Genomic DNA, 12539 nt, shown 5'->3' on the forward strand with positions numbered 1-12539 from the left:
TAGGTCAGGTCATCTGGGTCTAGTCGCATCTTAGAACGAGTTCCTACATGAAATCTTTACAGGTTTCCCCCAGGGTGGGGCCACAAAAGGGCGCGATAAGGTGCCCACCTACTTACAGACACCTCTCTGCTCCATCGTCGGCTCCCGAGTTTGCTGGGGGCTAGGGTAGGTTGGGCGCAAAAAGTTAGGATGACACCAAGGTTTTTGCGTAGGTTCTGCCTTCCCCATTGCTATGGCCCATTCGGTGCTCTCCTTTGCCCAGCATTTCCACGATCGCACCAAGTACGCCCCAGAGACCCTATCTCGCAGCCAGGGGGCTATGCAGGGAGCCCAGCCGGAGCCCTTCAAAACCTATAAGCTGGGCACGGGCTACGATCTCAAGCCCTATCTAGATCTGTCGCTAACGGTGGCCCAGGAGGATCAGCGGGGCTGGATTCGTCTGTCTCACCTGTTGATCAACACCTATGGTCTGACGGCACGGGTGATGACAATGACTGGGGAGCCCTTCTATCTGCGGGCAGCCCCTTCGGCGGGGGGGCTCTACCCGGCGGAGATCTATGTGATTTCTCGGGGGACGACGCTGCTGCCAGCGGGCCTGTACAACTACCAGGCTCGCACCCATAGCCTCTGGCGCTATTGGGAAGACCATGTGTGGCAGGAGTTGCAAACGGCTTGTTTTTGGCATCCGGCTCTGGAGCATACCCAACTTGCGGTGGTGGTGACGGCGGTGTTTTACCGCTCGGCTTGGCGCTACCAAGACCGGGCCTATCGCCGCATTTGCCTGGACACGGGGCATCTGCTGGGAAATCTAGAACTGGCGGGTAACTTGAGTGACTACCGCCCCCATCTCATCGGTGGCTTTGCGGATGGGGCGGTGAACCAATTGCTCTACCTGAATGAGGCGGAGGAGGGGACAATTGCGATCGCAGCTCTTGCCGACCTGCTGCAAGTCGAGCAAAACCTATCCCCCGTCACCACGGCCCAGCCCGCCCCCACCCAAACCGATTTCCCCGCCATGGTGGATGGAGAATTGCTCGCCTACCTGCATCAATCGACCTGCCTAGAGGCTAGCGCCGATCTGCGGTGGACTACGCGATCTCCCGTTGGTCCCAGGCTTGAGACCTCCCCTCACACCGATAAGTACAACTTTCCCTTTTGCCTTAAGGTCAGCACCGTCACCGATCCGATTCTGTGGGATGACCAGCTCCGGGGGTTAGAAACCACCCTTTTGGGGCGGCGATCGACCCGAGAGTTTAGCGGTGGCACTTTGACCCTGGATGAACTCAGTACAGTGCTGGACTTTACCTATCAACCCCAGCATTACGTGGATCAGGGCTGTGATAGCGATCCCGACTATTTCGATTTAGGACTGATTCAAACCTTTGTGGCTGTGTCAGGTGTGGAGGGTCTGGATGCAGGCTGCTATTACTACGCTCCCCACAGTCAGGAACTCCGCCAGATCCGCTTCAAAAACTTTCGCCGAGAATTGCACTACCTCTGTCTGGGGCAAGACTTAGGGCGAGACGCGGCAGCGGTAATTTTCCACACGGCGGACCTGAAGCAGGCGGTGGCAACCTACGGCGATCGCGTTTATCGCTATCTGCATCTCGATGCGGGCCACCTGGGGCAGCGTCTGAACCTAGCCGCCATTCGTCTCGGGCTCGGGGTCAGTGGCATTGGCGGCTTTTTTGACGATCAGGTCAACGAGGTCTTGGGCATCCCCGCTGACGAAGCAGCTCTATATATCACCGCCCTCGGACAACCCGCAGAGGCGTAGGCGCAATGCAAAGTCTACTGACCGATGGAAACCTACCCCCCTACCTACTTCAGGGCATGGTCATTGTCATTTGGCTGGGACTGGTGGGGGCGGTGGCAGCGGGGGTATACCGACATACCCCGACCGTCTCAGAGATTCCCCGCAAGATTGTCCACATTGGCGCGGGCCATGTCATTCTTCTGGCCTGGTGGCTCGAAACCCCCACCTGGATGGGGTTAGCCGCCTCGGTGGTGTTTAGCGTCGTGGCCCTACTGTCCTATCGCCTGCCGATCCTGCCGGGAATCAATAGTGTGGGGCGTCCGAGTCTGGGGACCTTTTTCTACGCCGTCAGCGTGGGGGTGTTGACGGCGGTCTTTTGGCCCCTCCAGCAACCAGAGTTTGCGGTGTTGGGGGTGTTGACGATGACCTGGGGGGATGGGTTGGCGGCGTTGGTGGGACAAGCCTATGGCCGTCACCCCTATCGTCTCTGGGGCAGCACCAAGAGCTGGGAGGGCTCCCTCACCATGGGCTTGGCTACCTTTGGAGTTTGTAGCACCATTCTCTGCGGGGTCTATGGGCTGGGGAGCATTACCTTGGGCATTGCTGCAATAGTTGCGATCGCGGCGACGGGGCTAGAAGCCTTTTCCAAGTTGGGCATTGATAATCTGACGGTGCCCCTGGGCAGCGCCGCCCTCGCCTTTGGCCTGATTCAAGAATGGTTGACCTGATTTAAGGGATGCTTCGGTTGGGCCAGGGGGGAGAGACTAATACGGAACGGCAGACGGAAGTAGGGCTTTGCCCCTGCGTATAGCGGTTCCCTAATGGATGAGGTACAGCTCAACTTGATGGCAATTCAGGGAACAAGGGGCTTAAGCCCCTTGTCTGTACTTAACCCGAGTGAGAACCGCTATAAGTAGGCAGAAGGATGACCAGGAATTCCTGGTCCCACTAGTACTCTGCGGCGGAAATACCCTGGCCGTTCTATCGTGGCGCACTCGGCCCCTCACCCTAGCCCTCTCCCAAGGGGAGAGGGGACCGGAAAATGTTGGGCTGACGCGACAATAGTGGACTGATTTACGCCCTGCGGTACTAGGGCTCCTGCGCCATCAAATCGGTGAGTTCTTTCTACCGTGACCCCGTACCGTGATACCCCGTACCGTGATCCACCCGCCAGAGATTCCCGTCCTGGGACCATTTGGTTATGACCATCTGGTAAGTTGGCCGCTGTCTGGATAGGATCGGCTTGTGTCCTTTCCCTATCCCCCCATGCTTACCCTGACCCAAGTTTGGGGCGCGTTGCTCCTATTTACCCTTTGTCCCCTGCTGGGAGCCCTGCCGCTGACCGGCTGGATTACCCAGATACTGACGGGTAAGCGACTGACGGATCTGGGTACCGGCAATGTGGGGATATCGGCGGCGTTTTACCATGGGGGGCCAGTGGCGGGCGTCCCCTCAGTACTTGCGGAGGCGGGCAAGGGCATCGGGGCGGTGCTTTTAGCCCGCCATTATTTTCCCAGCGACCCTGTATGGGAGATCGTGGCCTTGATTGGCCTGGTCATGGGGCGCTACTGGGGGGCCAAGGGGGCGGGGACAACCAATGTGGTCTGGGGGTTCGGCGTCCACGATCCTATTACCGCTGGGCTTACTTTGCTCATGAGCTTTCTGGCCTTTACCGTGGTGCGTGAAAAGCACCAGGGGCGGCTGTTAGCCTTGGGATTAATGCCGCTGTTAACGGCCCTGCGCCACCAAGATGGGGTACGGGTGGTGGCGGTGGCCTGTTTGGCAGGGCTAATCGCTTGGATTTATGAGCAACTGCCCGATGATCTAGATATGCCAACGTCAGAAGCTCGGGTGGAATCACAACGCATGTTTCAGTTTTTTCAGGGCGATCGCGCTTTGCTGTCCCTAGAGTCGCCGCTGTCGGTGGCAAAAGCGGGAGGGAAGGGAGCCACCCTAGCCCAACTCAAAGCTTGGGGCTATCCGGTGCCTCGGGGCTATGTGCTGCCAGCGGGGGATGACCCGGCGGCCCTGATCGCCATTGCCCAACCTTCCTCCCAGCAACCCCTGGTGGTGCGGTCCTCCGCTGTGGGGGAAGACAGTCTGGAGGCTTCGGCGGCGGGACAGTACACCTCGGTATTGAATATTACGAATCGTGAGGATCTGGCGGTGGCGATTACCCGCTGCTTTAGTTCCTACAACCATCCCTCGGCGGTGGAGTATCGCCGCGATCGCGGTTTGGCTGAAGCAGCCATGGCGGTGATCGTGCAGCAACAGGTGACGGGGGTATATTCCGGCGTAGCCTTTAGCCGCGACCCCATCACCCGCGCCGGAGACGCGGTGGTGATTGAGGCGCTGCCCGGTGGGGCGGCGGCGGTGGTATCGGGGCAGCAGACCCCAGAAAGCTATCGGGTCTGGGTCCAGGCCGATGATCTGCCGGAGGATGTCACCGAGGCCGACAGTTGGCGCTTACCTGAGGCGCTGACCCTGACGGTGGAGGGGCAGGGCACGGTGCCCTCGGAGTTACTGCAACAGGTGGCCTTTCTGGCTCGCCACCTAGAGCAACGCTACGGTGGTCTGCCCCAGGATGTGGAATGGAGCTTTGACGGCGAGCAACTTTGGCTGTTGCAGAGCCGTTCCATCACCACCCTTTACCCCCTCTGGACCCGCAAAATTGCTGCCGAGGTGATTCCCGGTCTGATTCGGCCCCTGACTTGGTCCATCAATCGGCCCCTCACCTGTGGGGTGTGGGGAGAGATCTTTACCCTGGTGTTGGGGTCGCGATCGCGGGGGCTAGATTTTGAAAAAACCGCCACCCTGCACCATTCCCGCGCCTACTTCAATGCGTCGCTGCTGGGGGATATTTTTCTGCGCATGGGGCTACCTCCCGAGAGTCTGGAGTTCCTAACGCGGGGCGCTAAATTCACCAAACCTCCCCTAAGTACGACGATCCGCAATCTGCCGGGATTGCTACGGCTGGCCCGACGAGAATGGCAATTGCCGGGGGATTTTGAGCGCGATCGCACCCAGCTTTTCGACCCTCTCCTCACCCAACTCCAGTCCACCCCAGCATCGGGGTTAGCCCCCGATGTTCTCCTCAGCCGCATCGAGCAAATTCTCCAAGCCCTCAAGCAAGCCACCTACTACAGCATCCTCGCCCCCCTCAGTCTCGCCCTGCGCCAGGGCATCACCAAGGCTCCCCAAACCGCCCTAGATGGAGGGAAAAACCCCGAAGTAGCCTCCCTCAAAGCCCTGCAAGACCTAGCCCAGACCACCCGGTATCTCTTGCCCCAAACCACCTTAGATCGCATTACCGATGCCGCTTCCCTCTTTGCCGTCCTAGCAGAGTTGGAGGATGGAGCCTCAGTCCTAGCCCAGTTCAATCGCTTTCTAGACGAGTACGGCTACCTGAGCGAAGTCGGCACCGACATTGCCGTCCCCACCTGGCGAGAAAACCCCCATCCCGTGCGGGAACTGTTGGCCCAGTTTGTGCTCTCGCCGCCCCCCGCCGTCGCTCCCGATGGAGAACCTCAACCCTCCTATCCCGGCGTCCAAAAGCGCCTCGATCTCAAGGGACAGGTAACCGCCATCTACAGTCGGCTACTGGCAGAATTGCGATGGAGTTTTGTCGCCCTAGAACAGCGCGCCCTTGAGGTGGGCTGGCTGCAACAACCAGGAGACATTTTCTTTTTGACCTATGACGAGGTGCACCACTGGGTTTCCGGTAATCCCCTGCCCCATCTAGGCAATTTGCTGCCAGGGAATTTGGGCATTACCCTAGCCGCCCGCCGCGATCGCTACGACCAAGATCACGCCCTTGATCCCGTCCCCTACCTGGTCTATGGCAACGAGCCCCCCAACCTAGCTCGCTATGTGGTTTCCCCCCAGCCCAGTGTGAAAACCCTACAAGGAATCCCCGCCAGCCCTGGCCAAGTCGAGGGGCTAGTGAAGGTGTTTCGTAACCTGCAATCCGTTGCCATCCTAGACGCGGGCACGATTCTAGTCGTGCCCTACACCGATGCCGGCTGGGCTCCGCTACTGGCCCGCGCTGGCGGCATTATTGCCGAAGTGGGAGGGCAACTCTCCCACGGCGCGATCGTGGCAAGAGAATATGGCATCCCCGCAGTGATGAATGTGGCAGAGGCCACCCACTATTTTCAGGATGGACAACGGGTCCGCCTCGACGGCACCCAGGGCACCGTGGAAATTCTGTGATATCAGGTGGAGGAGCGGCGGTTTCTAACCGCCGCTCCCCCGCATTCTAAACCTTGCCTAAGTCCAGAAGTGGAGTTCTCGCGGTGGGGAAACTCCAGATTTCGAGCTGGACTTGGTATAGAGCGGAAAATTTAACGAATAGAAGAATTCGCAAAGCGTTGCTCAGGAATCGACGCCAGACTATTGGAGTCAGCATCCCACAGAATAAATCTGGAGCAGTGGAGCATATCGCTAATTCGGATGGTTTTCACCTGGGAGAGGAGGTGAATGTTGCGGTAGTGACAGGCTTCCAGATTGTAATTGGGAATTCTTTCTGAAAGGTGATGAATACTGTGATAGCTGATATCTGCGGTGAACCACCGGAGAATTGCAGGCAGGTCTAGATAGCTACTGCCCTCAATCGCCCCCTTGAGGTAATCCCAGCCCTGGGTTTTGTGGGCGTAGGATCCTTCAAAATTGTGCTGCACAAAGAAGACGGAGATGAAAATTGCCCCGGCAAAGGTCAAAACAATGGAATATATGCTGAAAAACAGCCCCGCTCCAATCAGGTTGCTCATGACAATCCAGCCACCGACAACACAGATATTGTTCAGGAGCACATCCCAAAATTCTCCTGCTGTTGGCCAATGCTTGGATTTATGGGAAGAGATGATGGCGGCAAAGCCCATACCTGGATTTTGTCTTAAACAGGTAAAGACATGCATCATGAAGTCATAACTGCCGAGGAGTAGAACCAGGCGAGGCTGAATTGTTAGATAGAAAAAGCCCCCCGGCAACGTCATGATGGGTTGCCGCAGTATGCCATAGAGCTTTTGATCAAAATCATTGAGTTGGGCAAACTCTTCGGTGGACAGAAACGTTGCCACCCCCCGATATAATTCCCAATTGCCATTGGTTTTATGGTGGTAGGCATGGTCCCTAGACCAGGCATATTGAGGGATGGCGTTAATAACCCCCAACATAAATCCCATGAGCCGGTTTACCTGCCGAGAGCTAAAGAGAGCATAGTGGCCGCAATCGTGCATCAGAGAGAAGCAGCGCAGCAGAAATAGCACCATTAAAACCAGAATGGGTGGTAGCAGCCATAGGGAAATTGAGGCGGCTTTAACGGCCAAGAACCATAGCAGGATGTAGGGAACAACGGTGTTGAGGATTTGATAGGTCGCCCGGAGGTTGTTGCTCTTCATGTAGGGCGCTAAAACGAAATCCGACTTTTTGATCATGGTTCTTATGTTTTGGGGCAATAACACGATTCAGCAGAATCTATCCCCGTAGGATATGAATTCCGCAAAAATGAGACGGGTCTTTGAACGGTTCTAGGATAAGACTCCCTTCAGTTCCAACTTGAGTCTCTAGTACTGGCTGGTGGAAGTATCCTTGCCGTTTCCGAACGACGAGGCAGAGCCTCGGTGAAGATTCCCAGGCAGAGCCGGGGAACCAGGAAAAAAGCTGACTTTTCCACGTCAAGTTGAATTTGTCGGCTGGGTTAGCGCCAGCGTGACCCAGCAATTCTTTACTGGTGCTGGGTCGCACTTCGTTTGACCCAGCCTACGGCAGCCAGTTGGGCGGCGTAAATACTCTAACCGTTTTGTCGTGGCACATCTTGGCCCCACCCTTTCCTGGGGAGCGCTTTGGGAACGGGAAGAGTACTAGACGCGAAGCGGCTTCTCGCAGAGTAGCTCTACATCCCCCTTTCTGGAATGCTGTCAGGCTATCCCCCTGCTCCCGGCTTCGACTCTGCTCAGCCAACGGGAGCAGGGGGGCAGACAGTCTTGTTTGGCCTCCTACTCTCCCAGGTTCCTGAGCTTGTCGTTGGCTTTGCCTGCCTGTAGGGCATAGGGGGACTGTATAGCCTAAGGGCATTCAAGAACGGCTTAGCCTGCCCGATCGGGCTTGGGGGTGCGGGCCAAGAAGTGATCGGCCTAAAGTCCTCTTGAATTCCTAGAGATCTCCTATATATCTAGGAGTGAGTGGGGCGTTAGCCCCCCGCCAAGGTCTTGCCAGGGTCGGGCTACGTAGTGTTGTACCCTCCTACAGTGATGCCCCCTTTTAGGCGTGTCATGGCGCGGCAACTGAGGTTTATGTAGGACCACCTAATCTATCCCTGCTAGAAGTGAAGTTATGTTAATGATCTTACTGTACTCTCAGCTTATAGTGAGGCGCTGGGGCTGGGCGGCGTAGGTTCTCCTTGGTCAAGCAAGCTGGCGTGATCCCATAGAGCATTCCCTTGCCAAAATCATTGAGAAGGATTTAATCAAGTCATTAATTCTCGAATATTGCTAACCACTTGCTGTAAAAGTGCAGCAGCTTCCTGAATATCTTGCAGCGTGGTGAATTTGCCTAAACCCAAGCGAAGTGAGCCTTCCATGGAGGATTTTTCTAGGTTCATAGCACTGAGGACATGGGATGGGGCTTCAACACCTGATGAACATGCAGAGCCCGTTGCGATCGCAAGCTGATGGCGGACTCTAGCGATGATGGCACTGTTGGGAATCCCTGGGATGGAGATATGCAGGTTTCCGGCGAGGCGGTGCTTCTGATCCCCATTAATGATGAGATTGGGAATTGTTTTTAGCAGAAGAGCTTGCAGGCGATCGCGCTTTTGCCCAATCTCGACCTCGTCCACCGCCATCTCTAGGGATCGCAGGTGGCAGGCTGCCCCTAGACCGACAATGCCGGGGAGGTTGAGGGTGCCGGGGCGCAACCCCTTTTGCTGACCACCGCCAAAGCCCAAGGGTTCGAGGGGGTGTCCCCGCTTGACGACGAGAGCCCCAATCCCCTGGGGGCCGTAGAACTTATGGGCAGAGAGGGCCAGCATGGTGATGCCCCAGTCGCTGAAGTGAAGGGGAAGTTTGCCTACGGCTTGGGTGGCATCGCAGAGGAAAGGAACACTGTGGGTTTGGGCGATCGCAGCGATTTTCTCAATCGGGTAAATCGTTCCCACCTCGTTGTTGGCGGCCATGACACAGAGGAGATCAAGGCTGCTGGCACAGGCTTGTTCGACCTGGGCCAAGTCGATGCGGGCCTGGGCATCCACGGGCAGGAGGGAAAGCCGGACGCGGCCCCGCTCTTGTAGGGCAAGGCAGGTGTCAAGGACGGCTTTGTGCTCGACAGCGGTGAGGGCGATGTGGGGAAAGATGCCTTTGTTTTCTAAATGCTGGATGGTGCCTTGAATAGCGAGGTTGATACTTTCGGTGGCCCCGGAGGTGAAGAGGATGTCTCGGGGTAAGGCTCCGATTAGATCTGCTACTTGCTGCTTGGCGATTTTGACGGCGGCTTCAGCGGCATCGCCGATGCCATGGTCAATGCTGCTGGCGTTGCCAAAGCCGTCGGTCATGGCCCACAGCACTTTGTCGGCCACCCGGCGATCGCTAGGGGTAGTGGCGTGGTAGTCGAGATAGATCATGCTCTGAGCCACTGTTCTACTTGGTGGAGGAGGCGTTGGGCGGCTGCGAGGGCTGTCTGGGCTTCCCCCTGGGTAAAGGCTTCGGCGGGGGTGAGTTCGACTAGGGCATTGGGATAACGGGTGGGAATGTACAGTTTATCCAGGGCCAGAGCTAGGTTAATCAAGGACTGAAAGTGGGACTGGGCGGGCTGGGGGAGGTCGCGAATCAATCGGGTATAGAAATGCCCCCAGGGATCGCTATCTAGGCTAATCCAGACTGCCTTGAGCCCTTTTTCGGTGGCTTGCTGAGCATAGAAGCAGGCTTGGGCAAACTTATGGGCCGCGATCAGAGCCTGGGCTGCATCTAGATCATCGATGCTTTGGCGATACCAGCGATCGGCTTCCTGTTGAAGCTTTTCGCGGCTCATGGCTGGCTCCGCTGGTAAAGGACGATGCCCTCGGCCAAAAGCTGACGAATAAAGGGGCGATCCTGACAACGGGTCAGTTCGTTTGGGGTGTAGACGATCGCGTCTACTGGGTAGGGGGCATCGAATAGCACTGTCAGCACGCGACCGATGCGATCTAGGGGGGGAAGGTCGCAATCCCATACCACAAACAAATCGATATCAGACCGACGGGTGGCGCTGCTCCTGGCCCAGGAACCGAAGAGAAGAATGCGATCAGGATCGAGATGTTGACGCAGGCGTGCGATCGCAGGTTCTAGCCAGTCTGCCAAGGCCGCATCCACCGTGGATGAAATTTGGCGGCTGGGGGCCTGTTCTTCAGCAACAAGGATGGCTGGCTGATGGGGAGGCAGCATGGGGGATGATGGCTAGGGGGTGATGCGATCGTAGTACAGGGTGAGGGCGGTTTGGGCCATTTGCTGGAGGGTGGCGCGATCGCGATCTCTCGTCAGTCAGTCAGTCAGTGGGTGAGTGTTGCCATGGCGTGGGGTTGAACTCAGATTGGGGGTTAGTGACATAATAGAATCCACGCTAGAGTCCACGCTGACCCGCAAGGTGTTGTCCCATGGCTGAGACCACCGGACTAATCCCCGATCCCATCCTCTACCCCGACTCCGATGGGCAACCGATGACCGAAAGCGATGCCACCCGTGATTATTTGCTGTACTGCGTTGAGGTGCTGCGGCTTTATTTCAAGGGTCGCTCCCATGTTTACGTTTCGGGCAACTTGTTCATCTATTACGAAGAAGGTAATCCTAAGGCTGCAATGTCTCCAGACGTATTCGTCATTTTTGGGGTCAGCAACCGCAAGCGCCGCAGCTATAAAACCTGGCAGGAAGGCGGCAAGTTGCCCAACTTCGTCCTAGAAATCACCTCCCGCAGTACGAAACGGCAAGACGAAGTGGAAAAACCTCGCCTCTACGCCAGTCTGGGGGTGCAAGAATATTTTCAGTATGATCCCACCGCTGATTATCTCAACCCCCAACTGCGGGGGGCGCAACTGGTGGATGGCACTTACCAGCCCTTGCCTCTGTCCTCAACCGCCGCTGGCCTGCCCTACATCCATAGCGCGGTGCTGGGGCTAGATTTGCAACTGCATCCCCCCTATCCAAAACTGGGGCTGGCCCCTGCGGCTCAAGCGCTGCGGTTCTACGATCCTCAAACGGGGATTAAGCTCCTGAGCCGAGATGAGCTGGAGCAGTTGCGCGAAGCGCTCCAGGAGGAGAATGGATTGATTCAACAGGAGCGCGATGCCGCCCAGAAACGGGCTGAGGCTCTAGCCGCCCGCCTGCGGGAGTTGGGGATTGACCCGGAGTAGTAGCCTAGGTGCCTTACCCAGCGATGTATCACCCTAATTTGAGGGGCAACTTTTGTCAGTCACACGACTTGGAAGGTTACGGAGAATCGAGCCCGTTGACCGCTGGCTAAGCGGAGTCGTAAGTCTTTCAGACAGGCTTTGCCAACGCTTTAGCGTCTCCCGAAGGGAGAAAGTCAGCCACACCACCGGGTTCTGGCCGTTCCCTAGCCCCTCTGGGGCGGCAAAGCCAACGACTCCGTTGCTCCCTAGGGGAGCCGCTAACGCGAACAGGGAACTGGATGTGTGTATGGAGACAACGACGTAGCAAGCTTTTCAGCTTGTTTCAAGACATAACCTTCCAAGTCGTGTGGGTTACCTCTTAGCGCGTTTCGTCCCAGTAATTAAAGATAAAAATCTATGGTTTTACCTTTAACCATATTCTTCAGTTTGTACCAAAGATCAGCGAATCCAGTGCCCTTTGGCGAGCAAGATTGCTTCAGATTAGCGGAAGCATTTCATAAAAAACACTTATCCTTTTGGCGCTATAAACACCATCCAACATATAACTCTAGCTATAGACTTAAGGATATCGTTCAAAGCTAAAGCATAGATTTCTATCTTCTGCTCGATATCTATGTCAGGTTTGAGATGCCCAGTCTCTGTCCTTGAGACACTCTCCATTCACAGGTGAATTTCTGACAGGTGTTTTTATAGCGGCGGGCACGGGCACGCCACCGTCACACACATTCGATCAGCATGGAGCGAACACTATGAACAAGTTTGACTTAACTAAATTGCAGACCAGATTTGACAACACCAGCGAAGGCTGGCTAGTTCAGGTGTATAGCGGCGATCGCCGCCTGCTCTGCGTACTCGAGTCGCCTCACGCCTGGACTTTTTTGTTGGGCTGTGGGTTCGGTCTCCTACTGGCGGTGGGGTGGTTTAACCTCGCCAGTTACAGCCCCTCTAAGCCGGATATGCCGGTAACAATGCCTCCGGATACACCGGTAACAATTCCCCCGGAGATGTGGATTGATTAGCTCAGCCATGGTTAGTGGCGTGGGCACCACACCACTTCTGTTTCCAATAGATTGTCTAACGAGAGTGATTGCAGCCCCGTCAAATTTTCCAGCGGGGCGATATCGATAAACCCATTGGCAAATACAGATAGTCCCTGGATCTGCCTCAGATCGCCCAGGGGCAACAGGTTGCGAATGCGGTTATGGCCAATGACAGGTCGCATTGAGAAAACTCCGCAATCACGATTTACATTAGCCAAAAATATTGCAGAGAGAATTAGAAAAAAGAAAAACTTATGACACGGATTTGAGATTGCATTGCAAATTCATGCTGTAAGGCACAAATAACTACTTGCCTCAAGATAGACTTGAATACATGGAGATCAATGCCTCGATAGGTTTGAGT

General features: G+C 56.1%; 10 protein-coding genes. 5 read left to right on the plus strand and 5 right to left on the minus strand.

Annotated elements, in window-relative coordinates:
* The first annotated feature begins 232 nt into the window (after positions 1 to 232).
* The 3 genes from LEP6406_RS0211550 to LEP6406_RS0211560 all read left to right on the plus strand — a co-directional run bounded on the left by LEP6406_RS0211550 (position 233) and on the right by LEP6406_RS0211560 (position 5968).
* Positions 233 to 1777: a SagB/ThcOx family dehydrogenase gene (locus LEP6406_RS0211550; RefSeq protein ID WP_008310298.1), complete on the plus strand. Its 1545-nt coding sequence runs from the start codon at positions 233 to 235 to the stop codon at positions 1775 to 1777.
* Positions 1778 to 1782: 5 nt separating this feature from the next.
* Positions 1783 to 2484 carry a diacylglycerol/polyprenol kinase family protein gene (locus LEP6406_RS0211555; protein WP_008310296.1) on the plus strand — a complete coding sequence of 234 codons (702 nt, stop codon included), beginning with the start codon at positions 1783 to 1785 and terminating at the stop codon, positions 2482 to 2484.
* Between the two features lie 517 nt (positions 2485 to 3001).
* Positions 3002 to 5968 carry a glycerol-3-phosphate acyltransferase gene (locus LEP6406_RS0211560; RefSeq protein WP_008307865.1) on the plus strand — a complete coding sequence of 989 codons (2967 nt, stop codon included), beginning with the start codon at positions 3002 to 3004 and terminating at the stop codon, positions 5966 to 5968.
* Between the two features lie 131 nt (positions 5969 to 6099).
* Here LEP6406_RS0211560 and LEP6406_RS0211565 read toward each other — a convergent pair whose 3' ends face one another.
* From LEP6406_RS0211565 to LEP6406_RS0211580, 4 genes are all read right to left on the minus strand, one after another.
* Entirely contained in the window at positions 6100 to 7155 is a 1056-nt protein-coding gene (locus LEP6406_RS0211565) for a fatty acid desaturase (protein ID WP_263971168.1), read from the minus strand.
* 1067 nt (positions 7156 to 8222) lie between these two features.
* A complete protein-coding gene (locus LEP6406_RS0211570) occupies positions 8223 to 9374 on the minus strand; it encodes a cysteine desulfurase family protein (protein ID WP_008307867.1) in 1152 nt (383 codons plus the stop codon).
* Positions 9371 to 9781, minus strand: a complete 411-nt coding sequence (locus tag LEP6406_RS0211575; protein ID WP_008307868.1) for a HEPN domain-containing protein — start codon at positions 9779 to 9781, stop codon at positions 9371 to 9373. Before LEP6406_RS0211575 ends, LEP6406_RS0211570 begins: the two co-directional genes overlap by 4 nt.
* Positions 9778 to 10173 (minus strand): nucleotidyltransferase domain-containing protein, encoded by a 396-nt coding sequence (locus LEP6406_RS0211580; RefSeq protein ID WP_008307869.1) that lies wholly within the window; start codon positions 10171 to 10173, stop codon positions 9778 to 9780. Before LEP6406_RS0211580 ends, LEP6406_RS0211575 begins: the two co-directional genes overlap by 4 nt.
* A gap of 209 nt (positions 10174 to 10382) precedes the next feature.
* Here LEP6406_RS0211580 and LEP6406_RS0211585 point away from each other — a divergent pair, with 209 nt between their 5' ends.
* Complete coding sequence (locus tag LEP6406_RS0211585) at positions 10383 to 11135, plus strand: Uma2 family endonuclease (protein ID WP_008307870.1); 753 nt, start codon at positions 10383 to 10385, stop codon at positions 11133 to 11135.
* 749 nt (positions 11136 to 11884) lie between these two features.
* Positions 11885 to 12154, plus strand: coding sequence for a hypothetical protein (locus tag LEP6406_RS0211595; protein ID WP_008315735.1), 270 nt, complete (start codon positions 11885 to 11887; stop codon positions 12152 to 12154).
* A gap of 11 nt (positions 12155 to 12165) precedes the next feature.
* Here the strand turns inward: LEP6406_RS0211595 and LEP6406_RS0211600 are convergent, their stop codons facing one another.
* Entirely contained in the window at positions 12166 to 12357 is a 192-nt protein-coding gene (locus LEP6406_RS0211600) for a hypothetical protein (RefSeq protein ID WP_008315737.1), read from the minus strand.
* Between the last annotated feature and the right edge of the window lie 182 nt (positions 12358 to 12539).

Source organism: Leptolyngbya sp. PCC 6406, from assembly GCF_000332095.2.
Classification (GTDB): Bacteria; Cyanobacteriota; Cyanobacteriia; order Phormidesmidales; family Phormidesmidaceae; genus PCC-6406.

What these genes read in the sequence shown, in the direction of transcription:
- LEP6406_RS0211550 (WP_008310298.1), top strand. Translation starts at nt 233, where the DNA reads ATGGCCCATTCGGTGCTCTCCTTTGCCCAGCATTTCCACGATCGCACC.
- LEP6406_RS0211555 (WP_008310296.1), top strand. Translation starts at nt 1,783, where the DNA reads ATGCAAAGTCTACTGACCGATGGAAACCTACCCCCCTACCTACTTCAG.
- LEP6406_RS0211565 (WP_263971168.1), bottom strand. Translation starts at nt 7,155, where the DNA reads ATGAAGAGCAACAACCTCCGGGCGACCTATCAAATCCTCAACACCGTT.
- LEP6406_RS0211570 (WP_008307867.1), bottom strand. Translation starts at nt 9,374, where the DNA reads ATGATCTATCTCGACTACCACGCCACTACCCCTAGCGATCGCCGGGTG.
- LEP6406_RS0211575 (WP_008307868.1), bottom strand. Translation starts at nt 9,781, where the DNA reads ATGAGCCGCGAAAAGCTTCAACAGGAAGCCGATCGCTGGTATCGCCAA.
- LEP6406_RS0211580 (WP_008307869.1), bottom strand. Translation starts at nt 10,173, where the DNA reads ATGCTGCCTCCCCATCAGCCAGCCATCCTTGTTGCTGAAGAACAGGCC.
- LEP6406_RS0211585 (WP_008307870.1), top strand. Translation starts at nt 10,383, where the DNA reads ATGGCTGAGACCACCGGACTAATCCCCGATCCCATCCTCTACCCCGAC.
- LEP6406_RS0211595 (WP_008315735.1), top strand. Translation starts at nt 11,885, where the DNA reads ATGAACAAGTTTGACTTAACTAAATTGCAGACCAGATTTGACAACACC.
- LEP6406_RS0211600 (WP_008315737.1), bottom strand. Translation starts at nt 12,357, where the DNA reads ATGCGACCTGTCATTGGCCATAACCGCATTCGCAACCTGTTGCCCCTG.